The sequence below is a fragment of the Cohnella faecalis genome, from assembly GCF_003570905.1.
Lineage (GTDB): Bacteria > Bacillota > Bacilli > Paenibacillales > Paenibacillaceae > Cohnella > Cohnella faecalis.
The window spans coordinates 753,335-771,404 of sequence record NZ_QXJM01000039.1 but is presented as its reverse complement, the minus strand read 5'-3'; the positions used below and the strand labels follow the sequence as shown (position 1 = coordinate 771,404).

Below are 18,070 nucleotides of genomic sequence, written 5' to 3'. Positions count from 1 at the left end.
CTATTACCGATTTCATTTCGGGAATAGTCCTTCTCTATTGCTCCTCTACTCTCTAATAAGAGATAAGAACTCCGAGCGCAATGCCGCGCTCTGACGGAACTGGCCGCGCACCGCGGAAGTGACCGTCTTGCTGCCCGGCTTCTTCACCCCTCGCGCGCACATGCACAGATGCTCGCCCTCGACGACGACCATCACACCGTGCGGTTGAAGCACTTCCTCCAGAATGTCGGCGATTTGCGAAGTAATCCGCTCCTGCACCTGCAGCCGTCGCGTAATCGCCTCCACGAGCCGGGCGAGCTTGCTAAGCCCTGCTATCTTGCCGCTTGGAATATATCCGATATGCGCCTTGCCGAAGAAAGGCGCCATATGATGCTCGCACTGGCTGTAATAGACGATGTCCTTGACGATAACGAGCTCTTCGTGCTTCTCGTCGAACGTCACTCCCAGCACGTCGCGGGGGTCGACGGAATAGCCCGCGAAAACCTCCTCGTACATTCTCGTTACGCGGGCCGGCGTCTCCAGCAGTCCTTCGCGCTCGACGTCTTCCCCGATGAGCTTCAAAACCTCTTTCATGTGATACTCGATTTGCTCGCGATTATCGCCAACCTGCTTATTAACGTAATCTTTGGCTCCCGCCACGGTCATCACCTACCTGCGAGGTTTCTGATTTTGGTTCTTCATCATTTGCTGAGCTTTCTGGAGCTGTTGCTTGTTCATATTGTAGCCCATTTGCTTCGCCATCTTCTGCAGCATATCGGGATCGTTCTGCATCTTGGTCATCTGATTGCGCAAATAGTACACGCCGAAGAAGAATCCGCCGACAACGCCGACCAACAGCGTCACGATCGGGATAATAATTTGCCAAACCGTACTCATAAATAAAGCCCTCCCGGATAAGTTCAACTAGAAAGACCCCGGCAGGCGATTCCCTACACGGGGCTGTTGTCCTATGATAGCATGGCCGATTGAGAAGGCGCAACGCCAGCCGCTCAGTTCAGGACCGATTCGATAAACAGCGTCGGATGCTGCGCCAGATCGATCTCCTTCGCTGCGGAACTATCGCCGTCCTTATCAATAATTCGAACGACGGGACGGCCCGGAAGCCCTCGATGCTGGCCGACGACGATGCCGATCAACCGGTTGGACAATCGGACGGAAACGCCGTTCGGGTAAATAGAAACAATCCGCATGAAATGAACGAGCACCTCGTGGTCCAGCTTCGTCTCGGACATGGCGTTCAGTCTCTCGCACGCCTCATGGGGCAGCAGCGAACGGCCCGGCGTCTCCTGATGGAAAAGCAAATTGTCGTAATAATTGGCGACAGCCACAATCTTGGCGTACAGATGGATTTCGTCGCTCCCTATCCCCCTCGGCTCGCCCGTACCGTCCACCGCTTCGTGATGCTGGAACGCGACATGGGCGATCAGCAGGCTGTACTCCCATTTGTGCTTGAGCAAATCGAACCCTCTCCAGGAATGGTGCATTCGCCCCTCCTGCACTTCGGGAGCGTTCAGCTTGCCGATGTCGTGGAGCAAAGCGCCGATGGCGAGCTCCTTGAGCTGGATCATGTTCAGTCCCATATTGAGGCCGATCATGCTTGAGATCATGCACACATTCATCGCGTGAAGGAACATCGCGTTGTCCGCCGTGCGGATGTCATCCAAATGAATAAGGACGGATTGGTTGGTCAGCACGTCGTCCAGCATCTGATCGACCGTCTGGCTGATCGCTTTCGCGCTGAATGTTTTGCCCGAACGAAGCGCCTCGAACGTCTCCGACATTTGGTGGATGACGGCTCTCTTCGTTTCTTCCGAGAGAACCTCCTCGGGCGTTATATCCCGGTACAGCGGGTCGTCGATATATACTGTCGTAACTCCAAGTCTTTTTAGCGTACTGATCATAAAGACGGTCAGCTGCACTCCGATCGAGAGCAGCACCGTGCCATTCGCCGAAAAAATCGATTTGCCAAGCGTATGTCCAGGCTCCACCAGTTCGATATCGACGAGTTTCATTGGCAATCTCTCCTGCCTCTTGAATCATGATGTTAACGTCATTGCTGCCTTCCCTTCTTATTTCGGTATTCGAAGGGTAGAAATGAACGGTCATGCCGGCCGCCGTTAAAAATACCTCCGTGCGGCAAAGCCCGTAACGGAGGTTAAGGATGAACGAGAAATTGCGCTTCACTTCGCCGCTTCGTTCGCGCGCTGTTCCTCGGCAATCGGCGTAACGCCAACGCGATCCGCATCGTCAACGATTGCCGCCAAAGCGCGCTTCACGGCAGCCAGAACCGCTTCATCCCGTTCCGGCGAGCTCGCTTCCAGCGCTCCTGCAAGCGCGTCCCGCGCCCGCTCGCCGCCGATCCGGCCGAGCGCCCAAGCCGCGGTCGCCCGCAGCTCCGGCCGCGGATCCTCGCGCAGCACCCGCGCTACATCCGGCACGGACTCCCCATCCCGGAAATTGCCCAGCCCGATTAGCGCGTTCCTCTGAATCGGCTTGCGGCCGCGCCAAGCCGCGGAGCTTGCGCCGAACTTCGTCTTGAACTCCTTGTTTCCCATCGTCAGGAGCGGTCTTAACAACGGCTTCACCGTCTCCGGATCGGGCAGCAGCTCCTCGTGGCGTCTGATGTCGATTCCTTTGTTCTTCGGACAGACGATCTGACAAGTATCGCAGCCGTACAGCCGATTGCCGATCTTGCGCATGAGCTCCTCTTCCACCAGCCCTTTCGTCTGGGTGATGAAAGAGACGCAGCGCTGCGAGTTGAGCTGCCCCGGTCCGACAAGCGCTCCGGTCGGACAAGCGTCGATGCAAATCGTGCAATCGCCGCAATCTTCCTCTACCGGCTTGTCCGGCGGCAACGGCAAATTCGTGATCATTTCGCCGAGATACACCCAGGATCCCAGATCGGGGGTAATGATCATGCTGTTTTTGCCGCTCCAGCCAATGCCGGCGCGCTCCGCTACAGCCCGATCCGACAATACCCCCGTGTCGACCATCGACAACGATCTCGCGCCCGGAACCCGTTCCTCCAGCCAGGCGGCAAGCTTCTCCAATCTTCGCCTCAGAACGAGGTGGTAGTCTTCTCCCCACGCGGATCGTGACAATATCCCTCTGCGCAGCCCCGGCTCCGATACGGGCGCCCCCTTCAGCTTCGAGGGATATGCGACGGCAATCGCCACGATCGACCGGGCTTCCGGAAAAGACAAGGCCGGATCCGTCCTTTTGGCCAGATCCGGCTCTTCGAACCCCGATTCGTATCCAAGCTCGCGATGCCGTTCCAATCTTTCCTTCAACAATAGAAAAGGGTCCGCCGACGCCACTCCGATCCGGTCGATTCCCATTCCGGGCGCGGCTGCGATCATCTCGTTTTTCAAATCCCGCCAAAACGAGGCATCACCCCGAAGCGGAGCGGCCATCGGTCTTCCCTCCTTAATGCGCGTTTCTTAGCCGCGCGACTGCTTCGCGCGCCATCTGGTCGCACCAATTGTTCAGCTCGTTGTCGCTGTGTCCCTTGACCTTAACGTACTCGACCTGATGGTTCTTCATCAGCTCGGCAAGCCGCTCCCACAAATCCCGATTTTCCACCGGCTGCCCCTTGCTGTTGCGCCAGCCGTTCCGGATCCAGCCTTTCATCCACCCTTGCTGGAAGCAATTCACCAAATACGCGGAATCGCTGTGCAGCTTCACCTTGCAAGGCTCTTTCAAAATGGACAACGCTTCTATGGCGGCCAACAGCTCCATCCGATTGTTCGTCGTCATCTTCTCGGCGCCGGACAGATCCTTCCGGTGCTCTCCGAACATAAGGACGGCTCCCCATCCTCCGGGACCCGGATTTCCGGAGCACGCGCCATCCGTATAGATCGTAACTTCCTTCAACGTTAATATCCCTCTCTTCACGAAAAGCTATAGCTTCGACCAACGAACGATCGGCCAAACAACCGCTTCCGCACGTCCCTGAATTAACTTTTCCGGCACTTCCTTGAACATCCGGCTGTCCTTGCTCTGTCCCAAATGGCGGTTGTCGCCCATTACGAAATAATGTCCCGCGCCGACTGTGAGCGGACCGAAATCTCCGTCCTCGATCGGCGAATCCGTATAAGGCTCGATCTGAAGCTCCCCATTAACGTACAGCTGCTCATTGCGTACTTCCAACGTGTCCCCGGGAATTCCGATAACCCTTTTGACAAGATATTTCTTGCGGCCGTCTCCGATGCTCGGATCTTTGAGAATAACGATGTCGCCCCGCTTCGGATGCCCGAGCTCGTAAGAAATCTTATTGACGAAGAGCCATTCCTTCTCGAACAGCGTCGGCTGCATCGAGTGCATCTTGACGGTCGACAGCTGAAAGACGAACGTCTGAATGACGGCAACCAGAGCGGCGGCAATTAGAAGCGCTCTCAGCCAGTCCCACAACTCCTTGCGCCAGCCGCTCAGCTCTCGCTTGGGAGCGGCCGATCTCGTTCTCCGGTTAACCGGCGTAGGGAGGGATTCCGCTTCCTTATTCATCGTTATTCAACGACTCCTTTGCGAGTGGTTTCTCTTTTCCATTCCTCGTAATAGCTTTTAACCATTCCGTCATCGAAAGGAAAAGCTCTGGCCGCAATTCGGCTCCTTAGTCTCGCAAGTCCTTCCTCCACTTGAGCCTGCACGTTGTCTCCGTACCGGTACTCCAGCTTGTGCTTGGCGAATTCGTCCCGGTCAAGCTCCTGCACGGTTCCGTCGGGAAGCAGCACAACGTCCAGATCATAATCTATATAAGTCAGCACATCCCCGTAGCGGTAATAAGGCGAAGCCAAATTGCAATAATACCTTACCCTTTTTCCTCCAGCAGAGCGACGATGTTGAACCATTCCCCCGGGATAAAAAAGGATACGGCCGGGACGCGGCTGGTCCACTCTTTGCCGTCCGATTCGCGAATCGGAGTATGGTCGTTCAAAAACACCGCTGCCGCTTCCGTTTCAACGCTCGGATACAATTTGCCGGGAGGAATCTCCCAATTTTTCATCCATACCCGATGCAGCGAGCCGTCGTGCTTGAAGCTCTTAATGATGCAGCGAGAATATGCCGAATCCGTCAGCCCGTCCCTCTCCATAGCCATTCCACCCGCCGCTTTCTCGTTGACCCTGCAAACATTCCATATCAATAAGAAAAGCATATCTGACGGCCAAAATCAATGGCGCGCAAATATGCTTTCAATAAGAAGCATCCGAATGGTCTCAGCCTGCCACGATAGCTAGCGGACGCGCCAGATTGGCGAAATCCTTCAGGCTGATTCCAAGAGCCTCATAGAAGGGCTTAAGCAGCTCGTTATGCTTGTCCCCCGCAATAAGTACCTTGAGTACGTTGCGCTGACGGAACCGGTTGTTGATCGACGACACCAGGGCTCGTCCGATCCCACGTCCGCGACAATCCGGATCTATGGCTATACGGTACATATAGCCTTTCTGTTGATCGATCGTTCCGATCAGTACGCCTACGATGCCGGATTCCGTCTCTGCGACGAGTACGAGATCGCTATCCCAAGACAATTGTCTTGCGAATGCTCCCATCGTTTCCTCGCAGCATTCTTCCGACAATACATTCTCCAGAAGCTCGGCAACGGACCGATAGTCCGACAGTTGGAAAGAACGAATCTGCATGATGCATAATCTCCCCGGACAAAAAGTTAACGTACGCTTAATGCACTTATAATATTACGACAATTTTTCGAAAATTACTTCCCCTTTTGTTAAGAAAACATAAATTTTTTTGAGATAAATGGTCGTAAAAACGTGAAAACGCTTTATATAAAGCGCTTACTTAGGATTAATGACATGAAATGATGATAAATCACTGAATTTAGCGCATTTTGGGATATCTCCGTTTCGGAAATCTTGCTGGGCATAGTTCTTACCCATCTGGAAAAACTAGTTCCGTTCTCCCGCCGGTCGTGCCTTTTCCGACCTTTTCATCACCGTTCGACTTTACAAACATCTATGTTGATTTAATCGAACAAATAGGTGATAATGACGAGAGAGTTCTAACCACATATTAGCAGGAGGTAATTATCAATGGCACATGAATTGCCCGCTCTTCCTTACGCAACGAACGCGCTTGAGCCGTATATCGACCAAGCAACGATGGAAATCCACCACGGCCGTCACCACAACGCTTATGTGACGAACCTGAACAAAGCTTTGGAATCCGCTCCCGAGCTTGCCGACAAAAGCATCGAAGCTCTGATCGCCGACCTGAACGCCGTTCCGGAAAGCATCCGTACCGCGGTTCGCAACAACGGCGGCGGCCATGCCAACCACTCCCTGTTCTGGACGACGATCGCTCCGAACGCCGGCGGCGCTCCTACCGGCGCCCTCGCTCAAGCTATCGAAAGCGAGCTCGGCGGCTTCGAGAAATTCAAAGAAACGTTCGCTGCGGCTGCCGCTACGCGCTTCGGCTCCGGCTGGGCATGGCTCGCTGTCTCGAAAGACGGCAAGCTGAAAGTATACAGCCTTCCTAACCAAGACAGCCCGATCTTCGAAGGCGACACGCCGATTCTCGGACTGGACGTTTGGGAGCATGCCTATTATTTGAACTATCAAAACAAACGTCCCGATTACATCGCAGCTTTCTGGAACATCGTCGATTGGAACAAAGTCGGCGCTCTTTACGAAGCGGCGAAGTAATTCGGTTGCTAATCAAAAAAAGTGGCGGAGCAGGGGTAATCCCCCTTGCTCCGCCACTTTTTTTGATTTGTCTTGTAGACTCGTTAGAGTATTCTTACATCCGTATGTGTGGGAACTCGTACCAACTTTTCGAGTACTTAAGTCACGGCTCCGCCTTCACAAAGCTTCGATCGGCTCGTCGGCGAAGCTCAGATGAACGACCCGGATTAAATAATAACTCCCGTTCACGAGTATATATTCCTCTGTCAGTTCTTCTATAACGCCCGTTTCAACCGGTTTGTCGTCAATCCATACCGTTACAGGCTCTCGTTGGTCTCTGGCGCGAGCCGCTTGCACGAGCCCGATGTACGCCGTCTTGTTCAAGATGGTCTTTTCCTCCTCATTTGTTTACCTACAGATTATTGTAGAGGCAAATGGTTTGGAAAGTTCTAGGAAATAAATGGCGTTGACGCAAAAAGTGTTAGGAAATAAAAAACGGAATTAACAATGCTCATATTCGGACTATTGACGGGGCTACAAATAGAAAAGACCGCCCCAAAATCGTTGCGGTCTCTTCGTTCCATTCAATAAAAGTCCCGATTGAAATAATCGCTGACGAGCTTGCGAAACACGTTCGGCCACGCGAGCAGATCGAAGTCCTCCGGGCCCACCCAACGATAGTCGTCCGCCTCTCCCGGAAGAAGGGAGGCGTCTTCCGCGACGGCCGTCCATACCTTCAAATACCAGTGCAAGTGCGAGAAGACATGCTCGGCATCGGCCACAACATCTTTCGGCTTCACAAGCAAGCCTTCCGCGGCCAACGAGCCGGCCAGCCACACACCGGCCGACTCGGAGGAAGCCCAGACCGACTCGTTCGGCGCTTCGACGTGAGGCAGCTCCCACAGACGCGCCAGCAGCCCCGTCGCCGGTCTTCTGCGGACGAGCACGCGTCCGGCGTGCTCCCTTGTCCCTTCGATAAATACCGCCAGCCGGTATACCTTCTTCGGAGGCTTCGCTTTCGTTTTGATCGGAAGCTCGTTCTCTCTTCCCGCCATTCTTCCCTCGCAATGCTCCATTACGGGACAAGTCAGACAACCGGGCGATTTTGGCGTACATACTAAAGCACCAAGCTCCATCAAAGCCTGGTTGAAATCCGATGCGGCGCCCTCCGGAATAAGCCTTTTTGCAAGGGCTTCCATTCTTACCCGAGTCGCCGGCTTCGCGATGTCCTCCTCCAGACAGAAGAAACGCGACAGCACCCTCATCACATTGCCGTCCACCGCCGGCTCCGGTTGATTGAAGGCAATGCTCAATATGGCGCCCGCCGTATAAGGGCCTACGCCCTTCAGACCGGATACCGACTCCTTGTCCGCCGGAACCTCTCCCCCGTAGCTTGCCGCCACTTCGCGAACAGCCGCTTGAAGGTTCCGAGCTCTCGAATAATAGCCCAGCCCTTCCCAATGCTTCAGCACGTCTTCCTCGGGAGCGTCGGCCAAGTCGATAAGAGTCGGAAAACGTTCCACAAAACGAGCAAAGTACGGGATGACGGTATCGACCCGCGTCTGCTGGAGCATAATTTCCGATACCCAGATATGGTAAGGATTTCGGCTTCTGCGCCATGGAAGATCTCTCCGTACTTTTCGATACCAGCCCAACAGCTCCGAACTGAAAAAAAGCTCTTTGTCCTTCTCGCTCAAGGTTTTCCTTTCCCAGCCGCCGGCTCCGGACCGGACGCTGTTATCGCGAGCGCCTGCTTCCGGTACCTGCTCGGCGTCAAGCCCGTATGCACCTTGAACATTCGCGAAAAATAGTAAATTTGCATTCCTACCCGGTTGGCCACGTCGGATACGTTGCACTCCGGTTGTACGAGAAGAGCTTTGGCCAGTTCCATCCGGCGCTGGTTCACGTACTGAATCGGAGAATAACCGAGCAAGCCTTTGAAAAAGACGATAAAATAGTTCGGATGCAAATACACTTGCCCGGCCAAATCCTCGACGGTAATGTTGTCGGACAAATGGTCTTCGATATATTTCAGGACGATATCGATTTTTTGAAGATCCTGCGAGCCCTTGGGATCGTCCACTCCATCCGGCAAAAGCTCCAGAAAGATGCCGATCAAATCCAGCATGACTCCCTTCATTCGGATCCGGGCTGTGACCTTGTCCGAAGCTAGCCCTTCGATTATTCGCTCGAACAAACGGGATACTTCCTCCGGATTCTCAACGCAAACGTGAAAAGGGATTTGGAGCGTCCGGAAAATTTCCCTGTCCCCATAGCTCGAGCGAAAGTGGCACCATTGAAGCCTCATCCGAGAGCCCGGCTCCAAGACAAGCCGATGCGGCATTCCGGACAGCTGCATACAGAACACGCCCGGCTCCAGAACGACTTCCTCGCCTTGCGAATACAGCTTCCCCCGGCCTTCCTTCACGAACAGGAGCCGATTGCAATCATACACGACGTCGCGCGCCTTCAACGAAGCCTCATCCACGATGCTGTCCGCGGCGGAAGCTACCTCGATTTGCATCTGTTCCAGGTGGTTCAGCAAGATAGTGAAATAATTGATTGTCATGTTCGCTCCCCATTGTCATTCCCCAAATGGTATCTAGGCTGTTCAATCCCACTCCTTCTTGCTTAAGAGCCCCCTAGCGTTCTATAACGGCAGTGGCGGCGGCCATGGACTTCTCGTGTGTGATCGCCACGTGAAACGAGCAGCCCGTTCCCTGCCAGCCCAGACGATCCAGCGCGGCATCCGACAATCGGCAGACCGGCTTGCCGCTTCCGTCGGGCATGATCTCGATGTCCTGAAACCCGACCAGACCGCCGATCCCGCAGCCGATCGCCTTGGTCACCGCTTCCTTGGCCGCGAATCGTCCCGCGATGAATTCGAGCGCTCTCCGCGCAGGCAGCGCGAAGAAGCGCTCTCTCTCCTTCAATGTAAGTACCCTCTCCGCAAATCGGTCGCGGATGGCGCTATTCAGCAGCTTCTCCATTCTAGCCGTCTCGACGATATCCAGTCCGATGCCTGCAATCATCCTCTTGCCGCGCGTCAAATGCCCGGAATCGTGTTCCGCTTATGCTCCGTGCGCAGGTAATGCTTCTCCAGCGTCTCGCGTGCTTGCGCGGCGATTTCCTTGCCTTCCAGGTAATCGCTGTTGTCGTCGTAGCTGACGCCGAGCTCGCTCTCGTCCGTCTGACCTTCCCACAATCCGGCCGTAGGAGCTTTGTCGACGATCTCGGACGGCACTCCGAGGCGTCGGGCGATTTGACGGATTTGGCGTTTGTTCAAGGTGCTGAGCGGAGTAATGTCGACCGCTCCGTCCCCCCACTTCGTGAAAAATCCGGTAAGCGCCTCCGAAGCGTGATCGGTGCCGACGACGAGCAGGTTCAGATCGAACGCAAGCGCATATTGAACGACCATGCGCGTGCGCGCTTTGACGTTCCCTTTGCCTCCGCGGCTAATATGACGATGAATGCCCAGCGCTTTGAAGCCGTACTCCGTCTCAAGCACGATTTCGCTAACGGCATCTTCGATATTCGTCTCCACTTTGCGGTCAATATTGAACGCTTCCGCGACCGCATAGCTATGATCGATATCCTCTTGTTCACCGTAGGGCTGGAACACTCCGAGCGTCAAATACTCTTTGCCCGTCTCCGCGGACAGCTCGTCCGTCGCTCGCTTGCAGAGACCCGCAGCAACAGCGCTGTCGATTCCCCCGCTGATCGCGATCAATAGACCGGACGCTCCGGCTTGCTTCACGTAATCTTTCAAAAACGCCACGCGGCGCGCTATTTCTTCATCCTCGTCAATGGTCGGCTTCACGCCGAGCTTGGCAATAATATCCTGCTGCAAGCTCATCCTGTCCAGTCCTCCGCATAATAGAATAGAAAAACATCCCGACGGCTCGACACGCGAGCCTTCCGGGATGGCGTTCGTATCTTACCGGCAGTAACGATCGAACGCGGCCGTCAAGTCGGCTGCAATTTCCTGCGCGCTCCGGTTTTCTATTTGATGGCGTTCGATAAAATGAACGAGTTCTCCGTCCTTCATAAGAGCGATGGACGGCGAGGAAGGCGGGTAAGGCGCGAAATATTCGCGAGCTTTGGCGGTCGCTTCCTTGTCCTGACCGGCGAACACCGTGTACAAGTGATCCGGAGTTACGTCGTTGGTCAAAGCCGACGCGACTCCCGGACGGCATTGTCCCGCCGCACAGCCGCATACGGAGTTGACGACGACGAGCGCCGTTCCTGCCGCTTCGGGAAGCTTGCTTTCCACATCCTCCGGCGTTCTTAGCTCCTGAATTCCCAATCGAGTCAACTCGTCCCTCATAGGTTGAATCATATCCGTCATATATCGTTCGAAAGACATCGACATATCATGCGCCTCGCTTTCCAAAATGTTCGGTATTGGCGGGTATTTCCGCTATTTCTTATTATACTCTGCCAGTACCCGAAATAAAAGAGACCCCCTGGGGGGTCAAGGCTCGTCGAGCACTTCCGGCACGGGGAAAAACTCATCGTCCGGGTCGCCCAAATTATCCGTATAAACCTCGTCCGACGAGGAGGTCTGGTGCGTCGGATGCATGAATACGCCGGAAAAGGGACGAATGCCCCGCTCGAATCGATCCCTGTTCTCGCTAGTACGGAAGCCGATATCTTTGTAAGGATGCACCCATTGATCCCCGGACATGACGGCCGGATCCGTATTCTCGCTCCACTGCTCCAATGGAGATTCGGCCGATTCGTAATCATGGTCTCCGATAACGACCCCGTACTCATTGACGAAAGGGGCTCTCGGTCCTCGGCCATGGCGATGCTCGGGCAAAAACTCGATTTCGAACGGATCCAATTCCGAATTGCCGCCTTCGACAGGTTTCATTCCTTCGTAGGAGGAACGATTCTCTTCGTTATTGTTCATAGGCACCGTCGCTTCAATCAAGCCTCAGGTCGAGGGCCGATTGGGTCCGTCCAGTTTCTTGTCAAACCCGGGCGACTCCGGAGAACGGCCGCGCTGCGCCGGACGAGCGCTTTGCCGTCCGGATGCGGAAGGTCTTTGCGGTTTGGTCATGGAAACATCCTCCTTGGCACGCAGTGGACTTGGTAGGTCTTCCGTAGTATGTCCCGCCATACGTCCGTTATCCGCCTGCGCGCGAAGATGTTGCCGGCAAGCTAAGCTTTTTCCGGCTTGCAGAACGACACGATGATGGTCGTTCCTTCGCCGACGAGCGACTCCACTTGGATTTTGCCGTTGTGTCTCTCGATTATACTAAGGCAGAGCGACAAACCGAGCCCCGTTCCATTCGTCTTGGTCGTAAAGAAAGGCTCGAATAAGCGTTCGCGCTTTTCTTCCGGAATTCCGACCCCGTTATCGATAATGCGAAGCTGGACGGTATCGGCCAAATCCAACGTCTCGATGCGGAGCAATCCCTTGTCGTCCATCGCTTCCATGCCGTTGCGCGCCAAGTTCAGGATGAGTTGCTTGATTTCCTTGCTGTTAAGCTCCAGCTTCTCAACCTGCTCGCACATTCTAAGCTCGACGATCTGGCCCCGCATATTAGCGTCCGCCCAAATCAGAGGAAGCACCTCTTGCAAAATTTCGTTGAGGCTTCCGTACTCCTTCTGTACGATTCTATTCTGGGCCAGCGACAGAAAATCGTTGATAATGCCGTTAGCCCGATCCAGCTCCTCCATAACGATACGAAAATAGGTTTGCTGCTCCGAAGGGCTTCGCTCTCCCAGCAGCTGCAAGAAGCCGCGGATGACCGCCATCGGATTGCGAATTTCATGGGTAATGCTGGCCGCCATTTGCCCGACCAGACTGAGGCGTTCCATGCGATCGACTTCTTCCTTCAGCCGCTGAAGCTCCGATACGTCGTGACCGATGAACAGAACTCCGTTCGACGCCGATTGTCTTCCGGGTCCTTTGACCGAGCGGGTTTCAGCAAAGTATACTTTCCCTTCGCTCTGAATCATTTCCGAAATCCGGTCTTCGCCGTTAAGAACCCGTTCGATAGAATCGATGTTAATTTGCCCGCCCAAAAGATGCCTCAGATCCGAAAAACGTTTTCCTATAAATTCTTCCGTTCCCTCAATTTTAAGCATATCCCTGATATAGTCGTTTGCGTGAGTAATCGTTCCCCGGTCGTCGAAAAACAAGACCGCCAACGGCGTAGAATCGATGAACTGCTGCAGCCGCCTCGTCTCTTGCCTGTATTGCTGCGAGACGTCCTTCAGTTGGGTTTGCAGCTGTACGCGATCGAAGCCGAGCTCGATAAAATGCACGCCTGCCGCCGTAGAGAAAAAAAAGATGGAACCGAATACGAAAATCTTGACGACTGCTGAGGAAAGGCTGGAGCCGTCCGTGAAGTCGATGTGCGAGCTGACCGATATGAGCATGAAGACGAGGACAAAGCAGGAAATCCAATAGGTGATTCGAAGACGCTTGCTTCTATTGCCGCGACCGAAGGAACGAATTCGACTGAAAATAAGAGGCAAAACCACCGCTAAAAAGGCGGCAAAAAGAATAAACTCGAACGGCTCGCGCATTTGCGCCAGCCGAACCGCGATGTAGGTGATGCTTAGGATCACGGCCGCCGGAAAACCTCCGTACAACGAACCGATGATGAGCGGCACGTGCCGTAAATCGTATCTCAATCCGCTTTCCGGAAAAACGATTGAAAAATGCATGCAAAGAAGCATAGTGACGGCGCAGGACATCCCTATGAAGAACGGAACGTATTTGGAACGTTCCGGGCGATCGTACCAGACAAGCACCAGGAAGACGGGAAGAAGTACGATGAGAAGTTGCAGCAGCGTTTCTTTGAGCAATTGCGGAAACCTCCCGGCTCAAGGCACATCTTACCAACATTTCAACTAGATTAAAGCACATCTATCAACTACTTACAATAAAACGATGTAAGATTGTGTAACAACTGGGCATATCGGCTCGGAATTTGTTGAATCTGTACCGTTAGTGTGAAATGCGTGCCGACGTGCGCTACAATGGTAGTAAATACGGTCGAAAGCGTGTGAATAAGTTGAATACGGACGTTATTATTATCGGCGGAGGCCCATCGGGTCTGATGGCCGCTATAGCTTCGGCGCGCAGCGGCGCAAGAACCGTTCTAATCGACAAAGGCGACAAGCTCGGCAGAAAGCTCGGCATATCGGGCGGAGGACGCTGCAACGTCACGAACAATAAGGAATCGGCCGAAATGATCCGGTTCATTCCGGGCAACGGGCGTTTTCTCCACAGCGTGCTGTCCCGGTTCGGGAGCCGGGAAATTACCGATTATTTCGAAGGCTTGGGCATCGCCTTGAAGGAAGAAGATCACGGAAGGATGTTTCCCGCGAGCGACAAAGCCAAGACGGTCGTGGACACGCTCGTGCGCGAGGTCGTGCGTTCCGGCGTCGAGATCGTCGTGAATCGAAAAGTGAACAAAGTGCTGTACGGGGACGGCAGCGTCCAAGGCGTTCGGCTATCCGACGGAGAGACCCTCTCCTCGCGCTGCGTCGTCATCGCTACCGGAGGCAAATCGGTGCCGCAAACAGGCTCGACCGGCGACGGATACGCCTGGGCCGAGGAGGCCGGCCATACGATTACGGAGCTGTTCCCGACGGAAGTGCCGATCACGTCCGACGAGCCGTGGATTCGAAGCCGGGAGCTGCAAGGGCTGTCGCTTCGCGACGTTAAGCTTACCGTGCTCGACGGCAGAGGGAAGCCGGTCGTCTCCCATGAGGGGGACATGATTTTCACTCACTTCGGGTTGTCGGGACCGGCGGCGCTTCGCTGCAGCGGCTTCGTCTCCACGGCGCTGCGCAAAGGCAAAGGACCGGTAACCGTCGCCATCGATCTGCTTCCCGCAATCGGCGAACGGCAGCTGGAGGACAAGCTGGGAGCCGCCGCCCGGTCCGATCCCCGCAAAGCGGCGAAGACGCTTCTTCGCGCGTTGCTGACGGAACGGATCGTTCCCGTTGTCCTTCGCCTCGCGGAAGCGGACGGCGAAGCGGATGCGGGCAACGTGTCCAAAGCCGCATGGCAGGCCATCGCCTCGATCTGCAAAGCGCTCCCTGTCGCGGCCAACGGAACGTTATCGCTGGAGGAAGCTTTCATTACGGGAGGCGGAGTTCACTTGAAGGAAATCGATCCGCGTACGATGGGCTCGAAGCAGATGCGCGGGTTGTTTTTTTGCGGGGAAGTGCTGGACATTCACGGATATACGGGCGGCTATAACATTACCGCTGCGTTCGCCACCGGCCGGGCGGCCGGTTCCGCCGCCGCGGAAGCGAGCTTGGCGGAGGACTGAAGGTCTTCCGTTCACATGGCAAGGGCTGTCTTTGCTGCGCTTGCCGCGCCGCTCGGACAGCCCTCTTCCATTTGACTAGCGTGCATCGAAGTGATCGTAGGAGCCGTCATCCGGAATGAAAGCTTCCTCTTCTCCCGACCGCGGCAGAGAGGACCGTTCCCGGTAACGGTCCTCCCAATCCTCGTTGACCGTATGGGCGGGAATGGGGATGTCGTCGATCCCGTAGGCGAGATTGGTAATCGTAACCGTCTCCGCAGGCGCATGCTCCATCAGCTGTCCTCCATGGCTCTGCACCACTTCGAGAGCCGAGGTCAAATCTTCTTTATGTACGTGAATGTGCAAACGTCCGCCTTCGTGAAGCTGCGGGTCGTATCCTAGCTCCTCCAACGTATCGCTTGCCATTCTGGCCTGATCTTCGTCGGGAAACTGAAACAAGAGGGCGGCATGGTTCAACTTCGGTCATCTCCGTTCGGCGGATGGCCCGCGCTCGCTCAGCCTGATGCGCTGCGGACCTCCCGTCTAGAGTGTCCGCGAACCGGTAAATGTATGCACTTCCGCCATCCCCTTCTCAGCCTTCCGGGTCCCCTCCAGCACCTCTCTCCCGAACGGTTCCAGCTTAGCCGAATAATCTGGGGGCGCCCCGAGCTTGGGCAAGCCATAGACCTTCGTCCCGCCGGATTCCAAGCGCAGCAGCGCGGACGGCCCGGTTGCCAGACGCTCAACGATTCGCCAGTACTGCAAATCACCCATTCCGAATAACGGCGCTTGCTCCGATACCGACCGGAACAACTCGGCGAGAGGAAGCCCGTTCCGTTCGTCGCCGGACAGCGCGCGAAGGGTCAGCCTCTCGACGATGCCGAGTCCGTCTTCTCCGGGATATCGAAGCAGGTGAAACCGAAGCGCATCCGCCGTTTCCGGCAAAAGCTCGCCATCCGCTTGAAGCCAATGCTCTATCCGTTCGGGCGACAGAGAGCAATAAGCTTCCCAAGCCCGGGCGCCCGCTTCCAGCTCCGTTGCGGAGATTTCGCTCTTTCTCTGCCATGACTCCTCCATCCGCGCCGCGTCGCACGGCCCATAAGGCAGCGGAACGATAAACGCTTTCCAACAGTAAGGAACGAGCAAGGACGACACCGCCATCCATATGGCCTGATCGAACAAATCCGGATCCAACCAAATCGCCAGCGTCCGCCCCGCTTCGACAGCTTCGATTGCCTGTTTTTGCTGACGCTCGCACCCGAGCGAATAGTCCGCGCCCGGTATTCCGTACGCTTCCTCAAGCCAAGCGGCCCGAGTCGATCTTGCCGCATCGTCCAAGAGATCGGCGCATAGCGGTCCTGCTGTGTAAATTTCCCGCCATACGAGCCTCTCCCCTCGAATGCCAGCCTCTCCCAACGCCCGAAGCGCCACATCCCCGTTCAAAATATGCAGAAGCTTATCCATCCGTTTGGCCGTCTCCCTTCTCGCTCTCTCAAGCATCCTTGCGAAAGAATGGAAAAAGCCTCCTCCCGGTTACCGGCCGGGAAATGCGGAGGCTTGGACGGAAAAGGGAGGCAACCCTTTTACCTTAATGGTCATTTTATCTCATTCGTCCCTATTTGCCTAGTTGCCAAAAGCGGGGACATTACTTGCGATAGGCAAGCAAAGCTTCGTTAAGCGGCTTCGTTGCGCCATACACATCCTGGTAAACCCGGAACAGCACGGCGTAACGCTCGGCAGCTTCCGGATCCGGCTTGAACGAACGGGCAGGCTTCACGAACTTGTCGGCGCAAGCTTCCAGACTCGGGAACCATCCGCAGCCGAAAGCTGCCAGCATGGCCGCGCCGAGCCCGGGGCCCTGCTCGTTCTCGAGGGCGACGACCTCCGCGTTGAAGATGTCGGCTTGCATTTGCAGCCAAGCCGGATTTTTGGCGCCGCCGCCTATAGAGACGATCTTATCGACCGTCTTGCCCGCTTTGCGGAACAAGTCGACCGACTCGTTCAGCGAGAACGTGATGCCTTCGAGCACCGCGCGCGCAAAATGGCTGCGCGTATGGCTGCCGTCCATGCCGATGAAGCTTCCGCGTATGACGGAGTCGGCGTGGGGGGTTCGTTCGCCTACCAAGTATGGAGTGAACAGCAGCCCGTTCGAGCCCGGAGCGATTTCACCGATCCCGCCTAACAATACGTCGTAGCTCTCGCCTTTCGCGAACGTATTGCGGAACCAGCTAAGCGAATAGCCCGCCCCGAGCGTCACACCCATGGCGTAGAAGCCGTCCGGCTTGCCATGGTTGAAAAAATGTACTTTGCCTTTGTAGTCCGCCGATGCGTCTACCTCGTACGTCAGAATAACTCCGGAGGTTCCGACGCTGCACAGCGTAACGCCCGGCGACAGAATACCCGCGCCGATTGCGCCGCATGCGTTGTCCGCGCCGCCCGCGTACACCTTCGTCTCGCCGGACAGGCCGGTCGACTCCGCCGCTTCGACAGTAAGAGTGCCGACATAACCGCTTGCTTCGACCAACGGCGGACAGAAGCTTTCCGGCAGATCGAAGGCGGAGAGCACGTCCTTGCTCCAGCTCTTGGACGCAATGTCGAGCAGCAGCGTGCCCGCCGCATCGGACAAATCCATATGCGTGTTGCCGGTCAAGCGCAAGCGGACGTAGTCTTTGGGCAGTACAAAGACGCGAGCTTTCTCGAACGTTTGCGGCTCGTATTGACGCACCCACAGTATTTTCGGAAGCGTGAAGCCTTCCAGCGCCGGATTGCGGGTAACGGACAAAAGCTTGGATCCGAGCGCTTTTTCGATCTCACGGCATTGCTCGGTCGTTCGCGTATCGTTCCATAGAATGGCTCGCCGAACCGGCCTGTTATTTTCGTCAAGCAGCACCAGCCCGTGCATTTGCCCGGAAAAGCTGATCCCCTCGATATCTTCCGCGCCAACGCCGGCCTTTGCGGTCAACTCCTTAAGAGATTCGACCGTTCCGGTTACCCAATCCTCCGGCTCCTGCTCGCTCCATCCGGTTTTGTCGTGATATAGCGGATATTCGCGGGTCGCTTCGGCTTTTACCGAACCGTCCTGACCGACGAGAAGCGTCTTGACCGCGCTCGTGCCGAGATCGACGCCAATGACGTACTTCACGGAATTTCCTC

Annotated in this window: 23 protein-coding genes; 2 read left to right on the top strand and 21 right to left on the bottom strand. The window is 55.5% G+C overall.

From position 1 onward, the window contains the following. Nucleotides 1-45: 45 nt before the first annotated feature. The 9 genes from folE to D3H35_RS16435 form a co-directional block, all read right to left on the bottom strand. On the bottom strand, nucleotides 46-639 hold the full coding sequence (folE, locus tag D3H35_RS16470) for a GTP cyclohydrolase I FolE (RefSeq protein ID WP_199728532.1): 594 nt from the start codon (nucleotides 637-639) through the stop codon (nucleotides 46-48). Nucleotides 640-648: 9 nt separating this feature from the next. Then, the gene (locus D3H35_RS16465) at nucleotides 649-876 is read right to left on the bottom strand and encodes a YneF family protein (RefSeq protein ID WP_119150349.1); all 228 of its coding nucleotides are present in this window, start codon (nucleotides 874-876) and stop codon (nucleotides 649-651) included. Nucleotides 877-989: 113 nt separating this feature from the next. Next, nucleotides 990-2,012 carry an HD-GYP domain-containing protein gene (locus tag D3H35_RS16460; protein ID WP_119150348.1) on the bottom strand — a complete coding sequence of 341 codons (1,023 nt, stop codon included), beginning with the start codon at nucleotides 2,010-2,012 and terminating at the stop codon, nucleotides 990-992. Nucleotides 2,013-2,180: 168 nt separating this feature from the next. Beyond that, a complete protein-coding gene (gene queG, locus D3H35_RS16455; RefSeq protein ID WP_119150347.1) occupies nucleotides 2,181-3,413 on the bottom strand; it encodes a tRNA epoxyqueuosine(34) reductase QueG in 1,233 nt (410 codons plus the stop codon). A 13-nt stretch (nucleotides 3,414-3,426) separates the two neighbouring features. Then, nucleotides 3,427-3,873, bottom strand: a complete 447-nt coding sequence (gene rnhA / locus D3H35_RS16450) for a ribonuclease HI (RefSeq protein ID WP_119150346.1) — start codon at nucleotides 3,871-3,873, stop codon at nucleotides 3,427-3,429. Between the two features lie 27 nt (nucleotides 3,874-3,900). Then, a complete protein-coding gene (gene lepB / locus D3H35_RS16445; RefSeq protein WP_119150345.1) occupies nucleotides 3,901-4,503 on the bottom strand; it encodes a signal peptidase I in 603 nt (200 codons plus the stop codon). Nucleotides 4,504-4,505: 2 nt separating this feature from the next. Next, nucleotides 4,506-4,847, bottom strand: a complete 342-nt coding sequence (locus tag D3H35_RS34190; RefSeq protein WP_325050086.1) for a DUF402 domain-containing protein — start codon at nucleotides 4,845-4,847, stop codon at nucleotides 4,506-4,508. Further along, nucleotides 4,808-5,095: a hypothetical protein gene (locus D3H35_RS34185; protein ID WP_325050085.1), complete on the bottom strand. Its 288-nt coding sequence runs from the start codon at nucleotides 5,093-5,095 to the stop codon at nucleotides 4,808-4,810. The genes D3H35_RS34190 and D3H35_RS34185 overlap by 40 nt, the downstream gene beginning before the upstream one ends. A 118-nt stretch (nucleotides 5,096-5,213) precedes the next feature. Next, a complete protein-coding gene (locus D3H35_RS16435) occupies nucleotides 5,214-5,636 on the bottom strand; it encodes a GNAT family N-acetyltransferase (RefSeq protein WP_119150344.1) in 423 nt (140 codons plus the stop codon). A 411-nt stretch (nucleotides 5,637-6,047) separates the two neighbouring features. Between D3H35_RS16435 and D3H35_RS16430 the strand changes: the two genes are divergently transcribed. Beyond that, complete coding sequence (locus tag D3H35_RS16430) at nucleotides 6,048-6,659, top strand: superoxide dismutase (RefSeq protein WP_119150343.1); 612 nt, start codon at nucleotides 6,048-6,050, stop codon at nucleotides 6,657-6,659. A 156-nt stretch (nucleotides 6,660-6,815) separates the two neighbouring features. Here D3H35_RS16430 and D3H35_RS16425 read toward each other — a convergent pair whose 3' ends face one another. The 9 genes from D3H35_RS16425 to D3H35_RS16390 form a co-directional block, all read right to left on the bottom strand. Next, complete coding sequence (locus D3H35_RS16425) at nucleotides 6,816-7,022, bottom strand: hypothetical protein (protein WP_119150342.1); 207 nt, start codon at nucleotides 7,020-7,022, stop codon at nucleotides 6,816-6,818. A gap of 200 nt (nucleotides 7,023-7,222) precedes the next feature. Beyond that, a complete protein-coding gene (mutY, locus tag D3H35_RS16420; protein WP_119150341.1) occupies nucleotides 7,223-8,335 on the bottom strand; it encodes an A/G-specific adenine glycosylase in 1,113 nt (370 codons plus the stop codon). After that, nucleotides 8,332-9,207: an AraC family transcriptional regulator gene (locus D3H35_RS16415; RefSeq protein ID WP_119150340.1), complete on the bottom strand. Its 876-nt coding sequence runs from the start codon at nucleotides 9,205-9,207 to the stop codon at nucleotides 8,332-8,334. Before D3H35_RS16415 ends, mutY begins: the two co-directional genes overlap by 4 nt. A 73-nt stretch (nucleotides 9,208-9,280) precedes the next feature. After that, nucleotides 9,281-9,670 carry a holo-ACP synthase gene (gene acpS, locus D3H35_RS16410; protein ID WP_119151183.1) on the bottom strand — a complete coding sequence of 130 codons (390 nt, stop codon included), beginning with the start codon at nucleotides 9,668-9,670 and terminating at the stop codon, nucleotides 9,281-9,283. Nucleotides 9,671-9,684: 14 nt separating this feature from the next. After that, a complete protein-coding gene (gene nadE / locus D3H35_RS16405) occupies nucleotides 9,685-10,494 on the bottom strand; it encodes an ammonia-dependent NAD(+) synthetase (protein ID WP_119150339.1) in 810 nt (269 codons plus the stop codon). 81 nt (nucleotides 10,495-10,575) lie between these two features. Continuing rightward, nucleotides 10,576-11,010 (bottom strand): BrxA/BrxB family bacilliredoxin, encoded by a 435-nt coding sequence (locus tag D3H35_RS16400; RefSeq protein WP_119150338.1) that lies wholly within the window; start codon nucleotides 11,008-11,010, stop codon nucleotides 10,576-10,578. Between the two features lie 102 nt (nucleotides 11,011-11,112). Beyond that, complete coding sequence (locus D3H35_RS16395) at nucleotides 11,113-11,553, bottom strand: DUF3905 domain-containing protein (RefSeq protein WP_119150337.1); 441 nt, start codon at nucleotides 11,551-11,553, stop codon at nucleotides 11,113-11,115. A gap of 24 nt (nucleotides 11,554-11,577) precedes the next feature. After that, nucleotides 11,578-11,703: a hypothetical protein gene (locus D3H35_RS33585; protein ID WP_267901400.1), complete on the bottom strand. Its 126-nt coding sequence runs from the start codon at nucleotides 11,701-11,703 to the stop codon at nucleotides 11,578-11,580. A 101-nt stretch (nucleotides 11,704-11,804) separates the two neighbouring features. Next, nucleotides 11,805-13,463 carry an ATP-binding protein gene (locus tag D3H35_RS16390; RefSeq protein ID WP_119150336.1) on the bottom strand — a complete coding sequence of 553 codons (1,659 nt, stop codon included), beginning with the start codon at nucleotides 13,461-13,463 and terminating at the stop codon, nucleotides 11,805-11,807. Nucleotides 13,464-13,672: 209 nt separating this feature from the next. On the opposite strand from D3H35_RS16390, the gene D3H35_RS16385 reads away from it, so the two are divergent. Then, the gene (locus tag D3H35_RS16385) at nucleotides 13,673-14,941 is read left to right on the top strand and encodes a BaiN/RdsA family NAD(P)/FAD-dependent oxidoreductase (RefSeq protein WP_119150335.1); all 1,269 of its coding nucleotides are present in this window, start codon (nucleotides 13,673-13,675) and stop codon (nucleotides 14,939-14,941) included. 75 nt (nucleotides 14,942-15,016) lie between these two features. Here D3H35_RS16385 and D3H35_RS16380 read toward each other — a convergent pair whose 3' ends face one another. The 3 genes from D3H35_RS16380 to xylB all read right to left on the bottom strand — a co-directional run bounded on the left by D3H35_RS16380 (nucleotide 15,017) and on the right by xylB (nucleotide 18,059). Continuing rightward, nucleotides 15,017-15,394 (bottom strand): hypothetical protein, encoded by a 378-nt coding sequence (locus D3H35_RS16380; RefSeq protein ID WP_233567965.1) that lies wholly within the window; start codon nucleotides 15,392-15,394, stop codon nucleotides 15,017-15,019. A gap of 66 nt (nucleotides 15,395-15,460) precedes the next feature. Then, nucleotides 15,461-16,381 (bottom strand): DUF1835 domain-containing protein, encoded by a 921-nt coding sequence (locus D3H35_RS16375; RefSeq protein ID WP_158594141.1) that lies wholly within the window; start codon nucleotides 16,379-16,381, stop codon nucleotides 15,461-15,463. A 181-nt stretch (nucleotides 16,382-16,562) separates the two neighbouring features. Further along, nucleotides 16,563-18,059, bottom strand: a complete 1,497-nt coding sequence (gene xylB / locus D3H35_RS16370; RefSeq protein ID WP_119150333.1) for a xylulokinase — start codon at nucleotides 18,057-18,059, stop codon at nucleotides 16,563-16,565. Nucleotides 18,060-18,070: the final 11 nt, after the last annotated feature.